Source organism: Mycoplana sp. ABR4_002 (genome assembly GCF_056159645.1).
On the sequence record NZ_JBSWVO010000001.1, the window covers coordinates 4272186 to 4291501 of the forward strand.

12 protein-coding genes are annotated in these 19316 nt (G+C 65.6%); 9 read left to right on the plus strand and 3 right to left on the minus strand.

What is annotated here, in order from left to right:
• Positions 1–118 precede the first annotated feature (118 nt).
• The gene (locus tag ACXAGF_RS20290; protein WP_475019164.1) at positions 119–715 is read right to left on the minus strand and encodes an NADPH-dependent F420 reductase; all 597 of its coding nucleotides are present in this window, start codon (positions 713–715) and stop codon (positions 119–121) included.
• A gap of 25 nt (positions 716–740) precedes the next feature.
• Complete coding sequence (locus tag ACXAGF_RS20295; protein ID WP_475019165.1) at positions 741–1490, minus strand: 3-oxoacyl-ACP reductase family protein; 750 nt, start codon at positions 1488–1490, stop codon at positions 741–743.
• 110 nt (positions 1491–1600) lie between these two features.
• On the opposite strand from ACXAGF_RS20295, the gene ACXAGF_RS20300 reads away from it, so the two are divergent.
• The 7 genes from ACXAGF_RS20300 to ACXAGF_RS20330 all read left to right on the plus strand — a co-directional run bounded on the left by ACXAGF_RS20300 (position 1601) and on the right by ACXAGF_RS20330 (position 11191).
• Entirely contained in the window at positions 1601–2530 is a 930-nt protein-coding gene (locus ACXAGF_RS20300) for a LysR substrate-binding domain-containing protein (RefSeq protein ID WP_475019166.1), read from the plus strand.
• Positions 2531–2932: 402 nt separating this feature from the next.
• The gene (locus tag ACXAGF_RS20305) at positions 2933–3844 is read left to right on the plus strand and encodes a substrate-binding domain-containing protein (protein WP_475019167.1); all 912 of its coding nucleotides are present in this window, start codon (positions 2933–2935) and stop codon (positions 3842–3844) included.
• Positions 3841–5304, plus strand: coding sequence for a sensor histidine kinase (locus ACXAGF_RS20310; RefSeq protein WP_475019169.1), 1464 nt, complete (start codon positions 3841–3843; stop codon positions 5302–5304). Before ACXAGF_RS20305 ends, ACXAGF_RS20310 begins: the two co-directional genes overlap by 4 nt.
• Positions 5294–6643, plus strand: coding sequence for an arsenic response regulator transcription factor AioR (gene aioR / locus ACXAGF_RS20315; protein WP_475019170.1), 1350 nt, complete (start codon positions 5294–5296; stop codon positions 6641–6643). Before ACXAGF_RS20310 ends, aioR begins: the two co-directional genes overlap by 11 nt.
• Positions 6644–6779: 136 nt before the next feature.
• The gene (locus ACXAGF_RS20320; protein WP_475019171.1) at positions 6780–7304 is read left to right on the plus strand and encodes an arsenate reductase (azurin) small subunit; all 525 of its coding nucleotides are present in this window, start codon (positions 6780–6782) and stop codon (positions 7302–7304) included.
• Between the two features lie 12 nt (positions 7305–7316).
• On the plus strand, positions 7317–9782 hold the full coding sequence (locus ACXAGF_RS20325; RefSeq protein ID WP_475019172.1) for an arsenate reductase (azurin) large subunit: 2466 nt from the start codon (positions 7317–7319) through the stop codon (positions 9780–9782).
• Between the two features lie 185 nt (positions 9783–9967).
• Entirely contained in the window at positions 9968–11191 is a 1224-nt protein-coding gene (locus tag ACXAGF_RS20330) for a helix-turn-helix transcriptional regulator (protein ID WP_475019173.1), read from the plus strand.
• A 266-nt stretch (positions 11192–11457) separates the two neighbouring features.
• Here the strand turns inward: ACXAGF_RS20330 and ACXAGF_RS20335 are convergent, their stop codons facing one another.
• Positions 11458–12147 (minus strand): outer membrane protein, encoded by a 690-nt coding sequence (locus ACXAGF_RS20335; RefSeq protein ID WP_475019174.1) that lies wholly within the window; start codon positions 12145–12147, stop codon positions 11458–11460.
• A gap of 71 nt (positions 12148–12218) precedes the next feature.
• On the opposite strand from ACXAGF_RS20335, the gene ACXAGF_RS20340 reads away from it, so the two are divergent.
• Together ACXAGF_RS20340 and ACXAGF_RS20345 are read left to right on the plus strand one after the other, a co-directional pair.
• On the plus strand, positions 12219–12446 hold the full coding sequence (locus tag ACXAGF_RS20340) for a hypothetical protein (RefSeq protein WP_475019175.1): 228 nt from the start codon (positions 12219–12221) through the stop codon (positions 12444–12446).
• A gap of 184 nt (positions 12447–12630) precedes the next feature.
• Positions 12631–19316: DUF4082 domain-containing protein (locus tag ACXAGF_RS20345; protein WP_475019176.1), on the plus strand; the 6686-nt coding region annotated here is incomplete at its 3' end.

Genomic DNA, 19316 nt, shown 5'->3' on the forward strand with positions numbered 1-19316 from the left:
AAGAGTACCTTTTCCGGTCAGGAACAGGACAATGTCCCGGTGGCGGACCTTGGTCCCCAGGCCGGCGCGGATGCGCCGATGGCCGAAGCAGGGGTTCTTCCCGGCAAAACTCCGCGCGTCAGAACTTCACGAGGTCGAGCCCCGGAAGCGGACCACCCGGAAACTGCACGAGCTTTCCACCGACCGCGACCGGTCCGAGATCGATGCCGGCGAAGCCCAGCCTGGCGATCAGCGCGCCTACTTCGGCCTTCGACTTCGCGTCGTCCCCCGAGTAGAAGAGGACGCGGCTTCCACCCTCAGCGTGCGGATCACCCGAGAGCAGATGCGGCGGGAGATGATTGAACGCCTTGACGACACGTGCGCCCGGCACCAGGCCGGTGAAGACTTCCGTCGACAGGCGGCCATTGAGTTCCGCCGGCTTGAAGAGTGGACGCTCGATCGGATTGTTGGCGTCGATCACGATTCGGCCCGCCCAATCGGGGAGGCTCCTGAGCGCCTGCGGCAGCTTCGACCACGGTACAGCAACCAGCACGAGATCGGCCCCGGCCGCTTCCTGGATGGTGGCTGCGGTGAGGTGTGGCGCCAGTTCCCGTGCAAGGTCGCGAAGCGTGTCTGGACGACGGCTGTTCGCGATCGTTGCGGCGATCCCGGCTCGCGCAAGCGCGCGGGCGAACGCGGAGCCGATCTCGCCGGCTCCAATGATGCCGATAGACATGGGGGTCTCCAGTCTGGATTGATGCCTAGGCGGTAAAGCCGCCATCGGCGACGATGTCAGCACCGGTTACGAACGCAGCCTCGGGGCTGGCGAGATAAGCCACGACACTGGCAACCTCGTAGTCCTTGCCGTAGCGGCCGATCGCCATGCCGGGGCCGACGATCTTCGAGACGGGACCCCCGTCCGGGTTCATGTCGGTGTCGGTCGGGCCGGGGTGCACGGTATTCACGGTGATGCCCTTGGGGCCGAGATCGCGGACCAAGCTGCGATTGAAGCCGGCAACGGCCCCCTTGGTCAGCGTGTAGAGAGACGCGGTTGGAAAGGCTGCATAGCGGATCATCGAAGAACCGATTTGAATGATGCGCCCGCCCGATTTCATGCGGCGTGCGGCTTCCTGCGTGCCGACGAACACACCGGTGACGTTGACCGCGATCATGCGCTGGTAGTCTTCGAAGCTGATGTCCTCGATCGGACCACCAAGTGCGATCCCGGCATTGTTGACGAGGATGTCGAGCGAGCCGAAGGTCTCCTCGGTCTTGGCCACCGCAGCGCGCACGGCTTCTGGGTTCCCGGAATCGGCATGGATGGCGATGGCGCGACCGCCTGCGCTTTCGATTTCCTTCACGACCGCGGCGGCCTTTCCCGGCGATGAGCTGTAGGTGATGGCGACGGCGGCTCCGTCTGTCGCCAGGCGCTTTGCGATGGCGGCGCCGATGGAGCGGGAACCTCCCGTGATGAGAGCGGTCTTCCCGGTGAGCTTCAGATGGCTGGGCATTGCGATGACTCCATTGCTCGGTTTCGATGGAGTGAATATCGCCTTCCTATTTTGCTATGATTAGCCGTAATGGGCTGTTATTAATTTCAAGCGTTCATTGAAAGAAGCGCATGGAAACGCTGGCTAACCTGGAATCCTTCGTCCGCAGCGCGGAACTTGGCAGCTTTTCTTCGGCGGCACGCAGACTGGGTTTGACTCCCGCGGCGGTCAGCAGAAACGTCGCCACGCTCGAAGCCAACCTGAAGCTCCGGCTCTTCCAGCGCAGTACGCGGAGCCTGACACTGACGGAGGCGGGCGAGCGCTTTCTTCTTTCGATCCGTGACCATCTGGAGAACCTTCAGGGCGCGATTGCCGAGACGTCCAATGAACAGGTCGAACCGGCAGGCGTGCTCAGACTCAGCATGAGCCCCACATTCGGCGTTGAGTACATTCTTCCAACCTTACCCGAATTCATGCACCGCTATCCCTTGGTCAGACCGGAATGGAACTTCGAGAATCGGCAGGTGGACCTGATCGCCGAGGGGTACGACGCGGCGATCGGTGGCGGCTTCGAGCTGACGCCGGGCATCATTGCGAAGACACTCGCCTCGGCCCACATCATTGCGGTTGCCTCGCCGTCCTATATGCGGGACCGCGTTCCGCCGCATGACCCGTCCGGCCTGATAGAGCTGGACGGGATCGTCATGCGCTCGATGCGGACAGGCCGAATTCGACAATGGCAGATGCGAGACGTTGCAGGTGACGAGCACCCAGCGGCGTTGAAGGAAAGGATCGTCGTCAACGACCCGGCCGCGATGCGCTCGGCAGCGGTCCTGGGACTTGGCGTGGCCTTGGTCGCGAAGCCGGATGCCTTGCCCTACCTGGAGAGTGGCAAGCTTGTCCGCCTGATACCTGCTTGGTACGCGGATGCCGGTCCGATCTCGATTTACTATGCCAGCCGGACCCTGCTTCCATCAAAGACGCGTGTGTTCATCGATTTCATCAGCACCGTCTTTCAACGCGAGAAATGGCCAGAGCGATTTGCGGGCACATTGGGCTGACCGCCGGTGGCGCAACAGCGGCGTGCCAGATGCCATTAGACTGGCAGTCCCGGGAGGGGCGGAATGGCGACGCATGGCAGCCTCTTGGTGATCGAGACTTCTTTGAGCCGGCCGCGGCCGGTCGAGTTGCGGGCACAGGGAAGCCTGGCGCTAACCTCTGCGTCGGCAGGTTCGATGGTCGATGAGAGCAGCATCGTTTTCGCACCCTCAGTCCCATCGGCCGCCTGCCGCGTCTGCCACCCGTCGCCCGAAGGCCGATACGGGCAGGAAGGCGGTGTTGCCCGGTCTTACGAGACGCGCCTCTTTGTCCTTGCCATTTTACTTTGAAAATCTTCGGCCTAAAGTGCGGCCTAGTGTTGTCGGAGGGGCGCGGTCCGTGGGGAGACGGACCGGGAGGGTTTCATGACAACGGACAAGCTCGACGAACACGCTCGCACGGACATCGACGCACTGACGCGGCGGGCCTTCGTCGGTGCGCTGGGTGCCGGCCTCATGTCCACCGCAGCTCCGGCCGTGGCAGCTCGGGGGGCAGATCGGCCGCCGATCCGTTTCGGCTTGACGCCGGTCTTCCTGCTGAACGACCTCGAGGTGCTCGACGAGCTCCAGATCTACTTGGCGACGGCGACAGGCCACACGGTCGAGCTGGTGACGCAGCGGACCTATCAGGAGGTGACCGCCCTGCTGGTGTCCGGCAGTCTCGACGCTGCATGGATCTGCGGTTATCCCTACAAGAAGTTTCACGACGAGCTGTCGCTCGTTGGCGTGCCGCTTTGGCGGGGCCAACCCCTCTACCAGGCCTATCTGATCGTCGGCGCCGATCGTGGTGCCCGCAGCCTGTTGGATTGCCGCGGCGACATTCATGCGTTCTCCGACCCGGATTCCAACTCCGGCTATCTGGTGACGAAGGCCGGACTCGCGGCGCGCGGCGAGAGCGAAGAAAGCTTCTTCCGGCGGTTCTTCTATACCTATGGCCACCGCAACGTCATCCGCGCCGTCGCCTCGGGGCTGGCCAACTCCGGCAGCGTCGACGGCTATGTCTGGGAGGTGATGGGCGAGCTCGAGCCGGACCTCGTGTCGCAGACAAAGGTCATCACGAAGAGCGATTGGCACGGGTTTCCGCCGATCGCCGCACCCGCGCGTCCGCAATATCCGGGTGTTCAGCCGTTGTTGCGCAAGGCGCTTCTTGAGATGCACCTGCACGCCACGGGGAGCCGTGTGCTGAAGCGATTGCGGCTCGACGGCTTCGTCGATGCGCCGGATGCGATCTTTGACAGCATTGCTGAGAACATGAAGCTGGTTCGGAGGCTCGGATGAGCGCTTTTCACCGGCTGCGCAGCATTCCCCTGACGATTCGCGTGCCGGCACTGGTGGCAACGCTGATGATCATCATCAGCGTCGTTCTCTCCGAGCGGGTCCTCACGCGGCTCTATGCGACGCAGGAGCATGCGCTGCGCAGCGTCGTCGACACCTATCTCGACGGACTGTCGACGGCGCTCGTTCCGGCCGTGCTGAGGGATGACATCTGGGAAGCCTATGACGTGCTGGACCGGACCCGCGCAATGTACGGCGCCGTCGCCCCGATCGAGACGGTGGTGACGGGTCGGGACGGCCGCGTACTCGCTTCCACCGACCCCGGGCGGGTCGCGCCGCTATCGAACCTGCCGGCGGAATACGTACAGAGGGATGTTGGCAATGGCCGGGTCGAGGTCGACTGGGCCTTGAAAACCGGCTTCGCCCGCCGGCCACTGGTCTATCAGGGCCGGAGCATCGGCGCGATTCACTCCTCCTTCGAGATAGCACATCTCACCGCCGAGCGTCGCGAGGTCCTGAACACGCTGCTGGCGACGAACGCGGGCCTGGCGTTGAGCTTTGCCGCAATCGGCTATCTGCTCGCAAGGCGCATGGTGCAGCCGGTCAAGACGCTGGCCGACCACATGCGTTCGGGCGCCAGGGGCGCGCCGCAGACGATCGCGATTGCCGATTTTCCCCGACGCGAGGGGGAGTTCGCCAACCTCTTTCACGGCTTCAACGCGCTGGTCGAGGCCGAGCGTGAGCGTGGCGCGCTGACCCGGCGCCTTGCCGAGGAGGAGAAGATGGCGAGCCTCGGACGGCTCGCCTCCGGCATGGCGCACGAAATCAACAATCCACTGGGTGGCCTTTTCAATTCCATCGACACGCTGCGGCGCCACGGTGCTGACCCTGCGGTTCGTGACAGCACCCTCTCGCTGCTGGAGCGCGGCCTGACCGGAATTCGCGATGTCGTGCGCGCGGCGCTCGCGACCTACCGTCCGGAGCGGTCCGGCCCCCTGTGCCTGCAGGACCTGGACGACGTCTGCCTGCTGGTCGGGCCCGAGATTTCGCGCCGGCGCCAGCAGCTCCACTGGTCGCGATGTCCCGAGGCGCCGTCGCTCGCCTCGCTTTCGGGGGCGGCCGTCCGCCAAGCCATGCTGAACCTTGTGCTGAATGCCAGCGCCGCCGCCGGCGAGGGGGGGAAGATCGCCGTGTCGGCCCGGCTGGACGGCAAGGGCGGCACGTTGGTGCTGGCGGTCAGCGACACCGGGCCGGGGTTGTCGGACCCGGCGATGAAAATCCTGACCTCTCCCGATCCCGGCCCGGCCGGCGCGGCCGGGCGCGGCCTTGGGCTGTGGATGGTGCGGCAGATGGTCGAGGAGGCGCAGGGCAAGATCGTCGTGCAATCGGGAGGCGGCGGCGACACCCTGATCGAGCTTCACCTGCCGCTAGGCAAGAGGGAGGAAATCAACGATGCAGCATGACGCAGTGCGGATCGGCCTGCTCGAAGATGACCCAATCATGGGCGAATCGCTGGTTCGGAGCCTTTCGCTCGAAGGGCACAAGGTGAAGTGGTGGACGCGTGGCGAAGAGGCGCTGCGGGAGCTTGCGAGCGGCATCGACGGGGTCGACCTCGTCATCTGCGACATCAGGCTGCCCGACATGAGTGGCGAAGCCGTTTTCGAAAAGAGCGCGCAGATGCGATCGACGCCCTTTCTGTTCATGTCCGGCTATGCCGACATCGACCAGGCCGTGCGCCTGATGCGAAGCGGGGCCGTCGATTTCATCACAAAGCCGTTCGACATGACCAGGCTTCTCGACCGCATTTCGTCGAGCGCGAGGCTGACGGGCACGGCCACGGGCGAGCCGGTGCTCGGCGTGTCGCCGTCGATGCAGCAGGCCGAGTCGATCCTGCGCCGATATGCAGATCACCGCCTGCCCGTTCTCATACAGGGCGATACCGGCACGGGCAAGGAAGTGTGCGCCCGCTTCCTGCACCGCGTCTCCGGGCGCAGCGCTGCCCCGTTCATGGCGGTGAACTGCGCGGCGATACCGGCCGAGCTTCTGGAGAGCGAGCTGTTCGGTCACGAAAAGGGGGCCTTCACCGGCGCCCATCAACGGCATCGCGGCTATGCCGAACGGGCGGGCGAGGGAATTCTGTTCCTCGACGAGATCGGCGACATGCCGACCCCGCTGCAGGCGAAATTGCTGCGTCTTCTGGAGGACGGCACCTTTTACCGCCTCGGGAGCGAAAGCCCTATTCCGTTCAAGGCTCGCGTCGTCTGCGCGACTCACCAGGACATCGCCACGACGTCCAGGGGCGGCTTCCGCCAGGACCTTTATCATCGGCTTGCCGCGCTGCCGCTGGTCCTGTTGCCGCTAAGGGAGCGGCCGCAGGATATCCTGTGGCTGGCGCAGATGTTCGTCGAGGGCATCGTCGATGCCAGGGAGACGCCGGTCCGCGGAATCAGCGCACTCGCCGAGCAGGCGATGCTGGGGCACGCCTGGCCGGGCAATGCCCGCGAGCTGCGAAACCGGCTGGAACGGGCCGTGGCCCTTTCGGACAGCCCGCTGCTGATGCCGGCCGACATCTTCCCGGAGGTTCCGGGCGAGACGGCGATAGATGAAACGGAGACCCTTTCGGATGCGCGCGACGCCGCGGAGAAGCGCCAGATTCTGAGGGCGTTGTCGGCCACCGGCGGGCAGATCGCACTGGCGGCCAAGAGCCTCGGGATATCGCGAACGACGCTCTGGGAAAAAATGACGCGCTACGGTGTCGGGGGCGGCTCACGTTCGGAAAGCCGAACACGGCGGGTGCGATGATGTTCGCCTTCCCGAACGTCCAGGTTCGACTCTTGCTGATCTCCCGAAAAAAGTGACGCTTGTTCAGTTGGTTGACCGGTTGGCATGACACTTGCGCCCGCCTTCTCAGGCACTTTTAAGATCTGGGAGGGTTGCAATGAAGAGCTGTCGCACCATCATCGACGTCGGCCGTCGTCAATTCCTGCGCGGAGGAGCGTTGGCCGCCGCCAGCGTCACCGTCGCGGCGACCGGCTCGGCACCGCAGGCCAAGGCGGCCCTGCCGTCTGCCGGTGTCCTGTATCCGTCGAACCGCCTCGCCAACGTCGCCGACCTGAAGGTAAACGAGCCGCTCGACGTCGCCTATCCGGACGACGAGGCGACCGGTGTGCTGCTGAAGCTGGGGACCCGCGTCGAGGGCGGGGTCGGACCCGACGGCGATATCGTTGGCTTCTCGACCGTCTGTCCGCATCAAGGCTTTCCGCTCAGCTACTCGGCGGACGAGAGGACCTTCAACTGTCCAGGGCACTACTCGGTGTTCGATCCCGAGCGCGGCGGCCAGCAGGTCTGGGGGCAGTCGACCGAGAACCTTCCGCAATATGTGCTGCGCGTCGCCGAGAACGGGGACATCTTCGCCGAGGGCGTCGATGAACTGATCTATGGCCGCCTGTCCAACGTGCTCTGAGGGGACGATATCATGGCTTACAAGCGTCGCATCGACCGTCTGCCGATCATTCCCGCGGACGCCACGAAACACAACGTCACCTGCCACTACTGCATCGTCGGCTGTGGCTACCACGCCTATACTTGGCCGGCTAACAAACAGGGCGGCTCTGCCCCGGACGGCAACGTCTTCGGCGTCGACCTCTCGAGACAGCAGCCTGCGCAAACCGACGCATGGTATTCGCCCTCCATGTACAACATGGTGAAGCAGGACGGCCAGGACGTGCACATCGTCATCAAGCCGGACCACGAATGTGCCGTCAATTCCGGCCTCGGCTCGGTGCGCGGCGCGCGCATGGCGGAAATGAGCTTCTCGGAGGCGCGCAACACGCAGCAGCAGCGGCTCACGGACCCTCTCGTCTGGCGCTACGGCCAGATGCAGCCAACGAGCTGGGACGATGCGCTCGATCTCGTCGCGCGCGTCACGGCGGCGATTGTCAAGGAAAAGGGCGAGGATGCGCTGTTCGTCTCGGCCTATGACCACGGCGGCGCCGGCGGCGGTTACGAGAACACCTGGGGTACGGGCAAGCTCTACTTCGAGGCGATGAAGATCAAGAACATCCGCATCCACAACCGCCCGGCGTATAACTCCGAGGTCCACGCCACCCGTGACATGGGGGTGGGCGAACTCAACAACTGCTACGAGGATGCCGAACTTGCCGATACAATCTTCTGCGTCGGCGCCAATCCGCTCGAAACCCAGACAAATTACTTCCTCAACCACTGGGTGCCGAACCTCCGAGGGACCTCGGCGGCCAAGAAAGAAGAGCAGTTGCCGGGCGAGGAGCATCCGCCGGCACGCATCGTCTTCGTCGATCCGCGCCGCACCGTCACCGTCAATGCGGCGGAGGCGGAGGCCGGCAAGGACAACGTCCTGCATCTCGCGATCAATTCCGGCACCGATCTTGCGCTCTTCAACGCGCTCTTCACCTATATCGTCGACAAGGGCTGGGTCGACCAGGCCTTTGTCGATGCCAGTACGACGGGCTTCGAGGACGCCGTCGCGGCCAACAGGACAACGCTGGACCAGGCCGCGGAGATCTGCGGCGTGTCGGCCGCGGACATCGAGAAGGCGGCGCAATGGATCGCCGAGCCGAAGGCCGATGGCAAACGCCGGCGCACCATGCTGCCCTACGAAAAGGGGCTGATCTGGGGCAACGACAACTATCGCACCAACGCCGCGCTGGTGAACATCGCGCTCGCCACCGGCAACATCGGCCGTCCCGGTGGTGGCTGTGTCCGGCTCGGCGGCCACCAGGAGGGCTATGCCCGGCCCTCCGACGCCTTCATCGGCCGGCCGGCGCCCTATGTCGACCAGTTGCTGATCAACGGCGGAGGCGGTGTGCATCACATCTGGGGCTGCGACCACTACAAGACCACGCTGAACGCAAGCCAGTTCAAGCAGGTCTACAAGAAGCGCACCGACATGGTGAAGGACGCGATGAGCGCGGTGCCCTACGGTGACCGCGAGGCCATGGTCAAGGCGATTGTCGACGCCATCAATGCCGGCGGCCTCTTTGCCGTCAACGTCGACATCATCCCGACGAAGATCGGCCAGGCCTGCCACGTCGTCCTGCCGGCCGCGACTTCAGGCGAGATGAACCTGACGTCGATGAACGGCGAGCGCCGGATGCGGCTGACCGAACGGTACATGGACCCGCCCGGCCAGGCGATGCCGGACTGCCTGATTGCCGCGCGCATCGCCAACAACATGGAGCGCGTGCTGCGAGAGATGGGCGACGCCGCCCTGGCGGACCAGTTCAAGGGTTTCGACTGGCAGACCGAGGAGGATGCCTTCCTGGACGGCTTCCACAAGGTGGCCAAGGGCGGCGAGTTTGTCACCTATGAGCGGCTGCGCGAAGCGGGCAACAACGGCGTGCAGGAGCCGCCCGTCGGCTACGAGAACGGCAAGCTGATCGGCACCAAGCGCCTCTACGAAGACGGCAGGTTCGGCACCGATGACGGCAAGGCGAAGTTCATGGCGTCGCAGTGGCGCGGCCTCGAGGCCCCCGGCAAGCAGGAACAGAAGGAGAAGTTCAAGTTCCTGATCAACAATGGGCGGGCGAACACCGTCTGGCAGTCCGCCTATCTCGATCAGGAGAACGATTTCGTCATGGATCGTTGGCCCTATCCCTTCATCGAGATGAACCCGGAGGACATGGCCGAAGCGGGCATCAAGGAGGGCGATCTGGTGGAGGTCTACAACGACTCCGGCGCCACCCAGGCCATGGTCTACCCGACGCCGACGGCGCGGCGCGGCGAAACCTTCATGCTGTTCGGTTATCCGACCGGCGTGCAGGGTAATGTGGTCAACGCCGGGACCAACGAACTGATCCTGCCGAACTACAAGCAGACCTGGGGCGATATCCGCAAGATCGCGGATGCGCCGCGCAACGTCGCGCATCTCACCTTCAAGTCGAAGGAGTATCGGTCGGCGTGAGCCAGTTGGCGGGCGGCCTTGCCGCCCGCCTTCACGCGCTTGTCCCGGCTGAGCCCGGCCCGGCCACAGGCGGCAGACTTCCTCTGCCGCCGCCCGGTCAGACACGACGATGGTCGCGCGCATCACGATGAAGATGGCCGTGACCTGCGGCCAAGCCGGCATGCTCAACCACGACTGGCGCGTCAATGACCTTTCTTGCGAAAGCCGAACGGTCTTGGGCTGGACGGAGACCGCGCCCTGCCTTACGTTGCGTTAATTCGCTAATTTATAGTTCATTCATGAAGCAAAGCGTGTCTGACGAGCAAGCCATCATCGACGGGTTCTTCGAGGCCGCACTTGATCCCGGGCAGTGGGCCGAGTGCCTGGGACGCCTCTCGGACCACATCAATGGCGCTGCCGTCAATCTGGTCCTGATCGAGAAGCCCGGGGCATCACCGGTCGACATGCATTTCGAGCGTGTCGATGAAGGCGCCTACGCCCGCTACGCCAATGATTACATCACCGTCGATCCGCGGATCCCGCGCATCTTGAAGACGCCGGTGAACACCCTGCTTCTGGAGCACCATGTGCTCACCGAAGAGGAGAAGCGATCGGGCGCCATCTACAACGAACTTCTTGCCGTCAGCGGCATGCGCAACCAGGCGATTGCGTTGCTGTCTGCCGATTCGATCTTCGCCGGGTTCGGTGTCGCGCCCCGAGACGACTCCAGGCCGTTCGATCCGGAACAGCTCGGCAGGCTCGGCAGGCTGCTGCCGCAGTTGCGTCACGCAGTGCGCTTCCATACCGCCAATATGGAAGTTCAGATGCACCGTACGGCGCTTGGCGAGCTTTGGGCCCGTTCCGGCAAGGGCGTCGTGATCCTGGGTGAGGGGCGGAGGCTGCTGTTCGCCAACAGCACTGTCGAGGAGCAAGTCCGCAGCGGCCTCCTCCGCCTGCGCCATGGACAGCTGTCCTTTGTTGACCGGGCGTCCGAGACCGCCTGGCAGGAGGCCCACCATCGGCTGATGTCGCGCGAGGAGGGGCGGTCGGCCGAGTTTCTTGCCGTCGACCCGCTGACCCTTGACCAATACGGGGTTCGTCTGACGACGGCAGACCCGGTTCTGTCGGCGGTGGCGGTTCACGGCAACCCGACTGTGGTGATGATGATCGCGCCGCTCTCGCAAGACCTGATCATCGGTGCGCAGGAGGTGCGGCGCTTTGGCGTATTGTTCGGCATCACCGGCGCCGAATGCGCCGCGGTTGCCGCCGTCGCCACCGGGCGCTCTTTGGAAGAGCACGCCCGCGACAGTGGCATCGCCGTCGACACGGCGCGCAAGCAGCTCAAGGCGGCGATGGCGAAATGCGGTGTTTCGAGCCAGAAGGCCCTGGTCTCCCGTCTTGAGCGGTTCTGCTTCCTGACCGGGATCTGAGGGTCAAGCGCCTGTTGCCAGCTGCGGTGGCGCCGCGCGGTCGCCGGCCTGCTCGCTGATCAGGGGTAGGGCTGGCGTGCCGGACTGGCAGTCTTCGGCGGGGCAGGCCATTGCGACGCGAAAGGCCTTGCGCGACCTTGACCGTCGGATGGGGTCAACAGGCCGGCTCGCAGGGGCGGAAATTCTGCACGATCGCGCAGGTCGACCGTGGACATTGGCTGTCGCGGGAGCCCCGCCGAAGCGGAGCTCCCTTGGCGGTGGGAGGATCAGAACTTGTAGGCGATGCCGATGGTGCCCGTGTGCAGCGTGGCATCGAAATCGATCGCAGTGCCGAAGGCGTCTTCGGTTCCCCAGTCCTTCGAGCCGAAATCGTAGTAGCGGTATTCCGCACGACCGACCAGGTTGTTGGTGAAGGCGTATTCGAGGCCGGCACCGGCGGTCCAGCCGACATAGGTTTCGCTCTCGCTGAAGCTGCCGACCGCCGGATCCTCGGCCTCGGCTTTTGCCTTCGCATAGGAAACACCGGCCGTTGCAAAGGCGAGGAACCTGTCGGCGGCGATGCCGAAGCGGGCGCGGGTCGAGCCGAACCAGTCGTATTCGATGCTCGCGCTGGACCCGGCGGGGGCCCCGAGCGCCTCGACGTCGAAGTCTTCGTTGACGTCCGAGAAGTTGAAGTCCGTCTCAACGCCGTAGACGAACTGGTCATGCTGGAAATTCCATCCGGCATAGGCGCCGCCGACGAAGCCATCCACGTCCACCCCGACGTCGATCGGAAGGCCGACCAGGTCGTCAAGGTCGGTGGAAATATCGCCGGAACCATATCCGAGCTGGCCACCGATATAGAAGCCCGACCAGTCAAAGGCCGTCGGGATGGCCTGCTCCGGCGCGGAAAGGTCGGCCGCAAATGCCGCGGTGGATGACAGCAGCATTGCCGCTGCGATGGCAGCTAGTTTCATCATATTGTCCCCAGTGATTAACGTAAGGTGAGCGAGTTCGATGGGAGGTCATCTGCGGAGTCCATGGCCGGATGGCAACAGCCCCCGGCGATCCGATCGCAGAGATCTTTGGCGGTGCGGTCGGTACCGGAATTTCGATGGTCATGGCTTCCATGCCGGCTTCTTGCAACGAAGCGGCGCTGGAAGCATTCCCCATATGGGGAATGCCCGGTTCGTTGTCCGCTGGCAAATGTCCGGCCGTGCCGATTTTGTTGTTTCGGTTGCAGAAGAAGTGGCTTCCGCACGGATCCTGCCCGTAGCGCAGATGGGCTTCGATCGGCACCGCCCGGCTATCAATCTTTCGGTCTCAATCGAAATAGCTAGATTATATTGGCGGCCATTTCCGCTATTCTGTCTCAGGCCGTCACGAGACCATCCGTACGGATGGTCCTCATCGGACGTTTGCCCTGCGTGCTCCACTTTAGTTTCGCAGAGGGTCATCTCATGCATGGCGATGATCGTTGGTGGGATTTCCGCGCAATTCTGGTCGACTCGTCAGTACTCAACTGGCTGGCCGTGGGTGGCAAGGCTTGGTCACGCGCCGGCATTCAGGACCGCGACGGGAGCCCGCATCCGGCGCCGGCGCGGCATTTCACCCACCGGCTTGGGCATGGCCCCTTTGTCGATCGGGCCCGCGGCCATCAGCATTACCACGCCGAGATCGGGGATCTGACCGCGGAGGCGCGCCGGCAGATCGAGTCCATCGGCCAGGTCAGGGCACCACTGGCACAACTGGTCGCCACCGCGCACGCCGCGACGGAGCAGGCTGCGGAACTGCTTCGGACGAGGGCACAGCATCTGTCGGCCTTGGCGGGCGACATTGGGCCGGTTGGTGCCGATCGTCCAAGGTGGCACTCGCCGCATATCGCCCCGGCTGCGCCGGAGGACGGAAAGTCCTCGGGCGGGCCGGAAGCGCTGGAGGCGCTCCCGACATCGGAGACGGCCGGCTCGCGCGTGAAGGTCATCCATGCCGCCACGCCGTCGGCAAAGACGGCGATGGACCAGGGCGGGCCCCATTCCTTCCTGGCATTGGGGTTGCCGTTCGGGGTTTGCGGCTGCGGTTACTTCAACAATCCGACCCGGATCCTGGATTTGGCGCCAGGCGTCGGCCTCATCGGGGCGGACGGGCAACTGCCGGGGACGCGACCGGTCGAGGGACCGGACCATGTCGTGACCGGAGCGACCATCGGTGCCTCGGTCAGCGATCCGCTGCTGGATCGGGACGTATCGCCCCTCGAGGACTGGACGGGCACGGCGAGTTGGCGTCAATCGGAGGTATGGACCGGGACGTTGCCCGGCGGCGGCGAGACCGGAACCGGTTCGACCTCCAAGGGGATCGGCATCCTCTCGGGTTCGGTCACCACGCAGACGGCCCCGCTGCAGCGGGCGCTGTCGCAGGAACTGGCGGCCGCCGCCACGGCCATCAATCCGATCGTTCTGGAGAACCAGAAGCAGGGCAATCCGGAGAGCGAGTGGGGAATCGTCGGCGCCGGATCGTCTAACATCGAAGGCTTTGCTACCGACATCAGCGTCGACAACGGCAACACAATCAGCTTCAAGATCAACACCAACTCCACGAACTACCGCATCGATATCTACCGGCTCGGCTACTACGGCGGCATGGGGGCACGAAAGGTGGCCACGCTGCAGCGCACCGGCCTACAGACGCAGCCCGCGCCCCTGCGCAACGCGGCGACCGGCACGGTCGACGCCGGCAACTGGGCCGTCTCGGCGTCCTGGGACGTGCCGGAGGATGCCGTCTCCGGCGTCTACATCGCCAAGCTCGTGCGCCAGGACGGGACGGCCGGGGAAAACCACATTCCGTTTATCGTCCGCGATGACGACAGCACAAGCGACATTGTCTTCCAGACCGCCGACCAGACATGGCAGGCCTATAACGGCTGGGGCGGGGCGAACTTCTACGGCGGCAACGGCCCGGCGACGGGGCAGGGCGCCGGGCGCGCCTATGCCGTCAGCTACAACCGGCCGATCGCGACGCGCGGCAATGTCGGGACCTTTGCCGGGCCCCAGGACTACCTCTTCGGCGCCGAGTATGCCGGGATCTATTGGCTCGAACAGAACGGCTACGACGTCTCCTACCTGTCGGGCGTCGATGTCGACCGTTATGGTCATCTGTTGCTGAACCACAAGATGTACCTGGACGTGGGGCATGACGAGTACTGGTCGGGCCAGCAGCGCGCCAATGTCGAGGCCGCGCGCGACGCCGGCGTCAACCTGCAGTTCTGGAGCGGCAACGAGGTCTACTGGCGTACCCGCTGGGGCAACAGCTACAGCAGCGACGCGACGCCCTACCGAACGCTGATCTCCTACAAGGAAACCTGGTCGCCCAGCAGCAGCATCGATCCGTCGAACGAGTGGACCGGGACCTTCCGTGACCCGCGCCTGAGCCCGCCGGCGATCGGCGGCGGAAATCCGGAAAACTCGCTGACCGGGCAGTTGTTCATGGTCGACGACGTTGGCAACAACCTGCAGTCGATTACGGTTCCCTACGACGATGCCAACCTCCGTTTCTGGCGCAACACCAGCGTCGCCAACCTCCAGCCCGGGCAGACGGCGACGCTGACCAGAAACTATCTCGGCTATGAATGGGACGAGGCGGTCGACAACGGCTTCGATCCCGCCGGCCTGGTGCGGCTGTCGTCGACGACGATCCCCGTCAGCACCTATCTGCTCGACTACGGCAACACCACCGGCAACGGCGTGTCGACCCACAACCTGACGCTCTACCGTGCGCCGAGCGGGGCGCTCGTGTTCGGCGCCGGCACGGTCTACTGGGCCTGGGGCCTGAGCGACAATCACGACCTTCAGGCCACCCCGACCGATCCGCGCGTGCAGCAGGCCATGGTCAATCTGCTTGCCGATATGGGCATCCAGCCGGGCACGCTGCAGGCGGGACTTGTCGCCGCCACCGCCTCGACCGACCAGACCGCGCCGACCTCCACCATCACGGTGCCCGGGACGGTTTCCACCGGGCAGACCGTAACGATCACCGGAACCGCCGTCGATGCCGGCGGTGGGGTGATCGCCGGCGTCGAGGTCTCGACCGACAACGGCGCGAGCTGGCATCCGGCGATCGGCGACGAAAACTGGACCTATACCTGGTCGCCGCAGGTTGCGGGCACCTATACGATCCGCTCGCGCGCCGTCGACGACAGCATCAATCTCGAATCGCCGTCCGCAGGGCGCACGGTCACAGTCGGAGGCACGAGCTATGTTTCGCTGTTTCCGGGCGCCGCGACGCCGGCGGTGGCCAACACCAACGACACCGCCGCCGTCGAGCTCGGCGTCCGGTTCCAGAGCTCGGTGGCGGGCACCGTCAGCGGCATCCGCTTCTACAAGGGCAACCAGAACACGGGCACCCATACCGGCTCGCTGTGGTCGAGCACCGGCACCCGGCTGGCGACGGTCACGTTCACCAACGAGACGGCCAGCGGCTGGCAGACGGCCTACTTCTCCAGCCCCGTGGCGCTGACGCCTGGCGCGACCTACACGGCCTCCTATCACACCAGCGGCGGCCGCTACTCGACCACCGCCAATTACTTCACCACGAATGTCACCAGCGGTCCCCTGACCGCGACCGCCAGCGGCAACGGCGTCTATGCCTATGGCGGGACCAGCCAGTTCCCGACCAGCACCTACCAGGCGACCAACTACTGGGTTGACGTGATCTTCAATCCGGGGTCGTCGGGCAACACGCCGCCGACGGCGGTGGCCGACAGCGGCGACGCCACCGAGAGGGGCGGGGTGGCGAACGGCTCTGGCGGGTCTGTCGCCAGCGGCAACGTGCTCACCAACGACACCGATCCGGATGCCGGCGACACCAAGACCGTCACCGCGGTCAGCTTCGGGGCGACGGCCGGCACGCTCGGCACGGCCCTTGCCGGGAGCTATGGCAGCCTAGTGCTGAACGCCTCGGGCACCTACACCTACACCATCAACGAGAACAGTGCCGCCGTTCAGGCGCTGCGGCTGTCGACCAACACGCTGACCGACAGCTTCAGCTACACCATGCGCGACACCGCCGGCGCCACCGCCTCGGCGACGCTGACCGTCACCATCCACGGCGCCAACGACGCGCCGGTTCTGACGACCCAGACCGCCAACCAGAACGCCAGCGTCGGCTCGGCCTTCTCGCTGGTGCTGCCGGCCAACACCTTCACCGACGTCGACAGCGGCGACACGCTGACCTACAGCGCGACGCTGGCCGACGGCTCGCCGCTGCCCGGCTGGCTGAGCTTCAACGCCAGCACGCGCACCTTCAGCGGCACGCCGACGGCGGCGGCCACGCACAGCGTGCGGGTGACGGCGACCGATCTCGGCGGCCTTACCGCCACCGAGACCTTCAGCATCGCCGTGACGTCGACGCCGGGCAACACGCCGCCGACGGCGGTGGCCGATAGCGGCGACGCCACCGAGAAGGGCGGGGTGGCGAACGGTTCCGGCGGGTCTGTCGCCAGCGGCAACGTGCTCACCAACGACACCGATCCGGATGCCGGCGACACCAAGACCGTCACCGCGGTCAGCTTCGGGGCGGCGGCCGGCACGCTCGGCACGGCCCTTGCCGGGAGCTATGGCAGCCTGGTGCTGAACGCCTCCGGCACCTACACCTACACCATCAACGAGAACAGTGCCGCCGTTCAGGCGCTGCGGCTGTCGACCAACACGCTGACCGACAGCTTCAGCTACACCATGCGCGACACCGCCGGCGCCACCGCCTCGGCGACGCTGACCGTCACCATCCACGGCGCCAACGACGCGCCGGTTCTGACGACCCAGACCGCCAACCAGAACGCCAGCGTCGGCTCGGCCTTCTCGCTGGTGCTGCCGGCCAACACCTTCACCGACGTCGACAGCGGCGACACGCTGACCTACAGCGCGACGCTGGCCGACGGCTCGCCGCTGCCCGGCTGGCTGAGCTTCAACGCCAGCACGCGCACCTTCAGCGGCACGCCGACGGCGGCGGCCACGCACAGCGTGCGGGTGACGGCGACCGATCTCGGCGGCCTTGCCGCCACCGAGACCTTCAGCATCGCCGTGACGTCGACGCCGACCACCTACAGCCTGTTCAATCCCGCCAGCACGCCGACGCCGACGAGCTACAACGACGGCTCCCAGCTCGAGGTCGGCGTCAAGTTCCAGTCGAACGTGGCCGGCGAAATCACCGCGATCAAGTTCTACCGCAGTGGCAGTGACACCGGCCAGAACGTCGTCGACCTGTGGACCGCGACCGGCACCAAGCTCGCCACCGCCACCTTCACCAACACCTCGGCCAGCGGCTGGCAGACGGTGTCCTTTGCCGCACCCGTCGCGATCGCGGCCAACACCACCTACGTCGCCTCGTACCATTCGACCGGTGGCTATACGGCAAGCAACAACTTCTTCACCGGCGCCGTCACCAACGGCCCGCTGACCGCGCTGTCGAGCGGCAGTTCCGGCGGCAACGGTGTCTATGCCTATGGCGGCAACGCCAGCACGGGCATTTTCCCGAATGCCACCTACCAGGCGGCCAACTACTGGGTTGACGTGATCTTCAGTCCGGGGTCGTCGGGCAATACGCCGCCGACGGCGGTGGCCGACAGCGGCGACGCCACCGAGAGGGGCGGGGTGGCGAACGGCTCTGGCGGGTCTGTCGCCAGCGGCAACGTGCTCACCAACGACACCGATCCGGATGCCGGCGACACCAAGACCGTCACCGCGGTCAGCTTCGGGGCGACGGCCGGCACGCTCGGCACGGCCCTTGCCGGGAGCTATGGCAGCCTGGTGCTGAACGCCTCGGGCACCTACACCTACACCATCAACGAGAACAGTGCCGCCGTTCAGGCGCTGCGGCTGTCGACCAACACGCTGACCGACAGCTTCAGCTACACCATGCGCGACACCGCCGGCGCCACCGCCTCGGCGACGCTGACCGTCACCATCCACGGCGCCAACGACGCGCCGGTTCTGACGACCCAGACCGCCAACCAGAACGCCAGCGTCGGCTCGGCCTTCTCGCTGGTGCTGCCGGCCAACACCTTCACCGACGTCGACAGCGGCGACACGCTGACCTACAGCGCGACGCTGGCCGACGGCTCGCCGCTGCCCGGCTGGCTGAGCTTCAACGCCAGCACGCGCACCTTCAGCGGCACGCCGACGGCGGCGGCCACGCACAGCGTGCGGGTGACGGCGACCGATCTCGGCGGCCTTGCCGCCACCGAGACCTTCAGCATCGCCGTGACGTCGACGCCGGGCAACACGCCGCCGACGGCGGTGGCCGATAGCGGCGACGCCACCGAGAGGGGCGGGGTGGCGAACGGCTCTGGCGGGTCTGTCGCCAGCGGCAACGTGCTCACCAACGACACCGATCCGGATGCCGGCGACACCAAGACCGTCACCGCGGTCAGCTTCGGGGCGACGGCCGGCACGCTCGGCACGGCCCTTGCCGGGAGCTATGGCAGCCTGGTGCTGAACGCCTCGGGCACCTACACCTACACCATCAACGAGAACAGTGCCGCCGTTCAGGCGCTGCGGCTGTCGACCAACACGCTGACCGACAGCTTCAGCTACACCATGCGCGACACCGCCGGCGCCACCGCCTCGGCGACGCTGACCGTCACCATCCACGGCGCCAACGACGCGCCGGTTCTGACGACCCAGACCGCCAACCAGAACGCCAGCGTCGGCTCGGCCTTCTCGCTGGTGCTGCCGGCCAACACCTTCACCGACGTCGACAGCGGCGACACGCTGACCTACAGCGCGACGCTGGCCGACGGCTCGCCGCTGCCCGGCTGGCTGAGCTTCAACGCCAGCACGCGCACCTTCAGCGGCACGCCGACGGCGGCGGCCACGCACAGCGTGCGGGTGACGGCGACCGATCTCGGCGGCCTTGCCGCCACCGAGACCTTCAGCATCGCCGTGACGTCGACGCCGACCACCTACAGCCTGTTCAATCCCGCCAGCACGCCGACGCCGACGAGCTACAACGACGGCTCCCAGCTCGAGGTCGGCGTCAAGTTCCAGTCGAACGTGGCCGGCGAAATCACCGCGATCAAGTTCTACCGCAGTGGCAGTGACACCGGCCAGAACGTCGTCGACCTGTGGACCGCGACCGGCACCAAGCTCGCCACCGC

Coding starts and splice junctions, on each gene's coding strand:
- ACXAGF_RS20290 (WP_475019164.1), bottom strand. CDS start 715: ATGTCTATCGGCATCATTGGAGCCGGCGAGATCGGCTCCGCGTTCGCC.
- ACXAGF_RS20295 (WP_475019165.1), bottom strand. CDS start 1,490: ATGCCCAGCCATCTGAAGCTCACCGGGAAGACCGCTCTCATCACGGGA.
- ACXAGF_RS20300 (WP_475019166.1), top strand. CDS start 1,601: ATGGAAACGCTGGCTAACCTGGAATCCTTCGTCCGCAGCGCGGAACTT.
- ACXAGF_RS20305 (WP_475019167.1), top strand. CDS start 2,933: ATGACAACGGACAAGCTCGACGAACACGCTCGCACGGACATCGACGCA.
- ACXAGF_RS20310 (WP_475019169.1), top strand. CDS start 3,841: ATGAGCGCTTTTCACCGGCTGCGCAGCATTCCCCTGACGATTCGCGTG.
- aioR (WP_475019170.1), top strand. CDS start 5,294: ATGCAGCATGACGCAGTGCGGATCGGCCTGCTCGAAGATGACCCAATC.
- ACXAGF_RS20320 (WP_475019171.1), top strand. CDS start 6,780: ATGAAGAGCTGTCGCACCATCATCGACGTCGGCCGTCGTCAATTCCTG.
- ACXAGF_RS20325 (WP_475019172.1), top strand. CDS start 7,317: ATGGCTTACAAGCGTCGCATCGACCGTCTGCCGATCATTCCCGCGGAC.
- ACXAGF_RS20330 (WP_475019173.1), top strand. CDS start 9,968: ATGACCTTTCTTGCGAAAGCCGAACGGTCTTGGGCTGGACGGAGACCG.
- ACXAGF_RS20335 (WP_475019174.1), bottom strand. CDS start 12,147: ATGAAACTAGCTGCCATCGCAGCGGCAATGCTGCTGTCATCCACCGCG.
- ACXAGF_RS20340 (WP_475019175.1), top strand. CDS start 12,219: ATGGCAACAGCCCCCGGCGATCCGATCGCAGAGATCTTTGGCGGTGCG.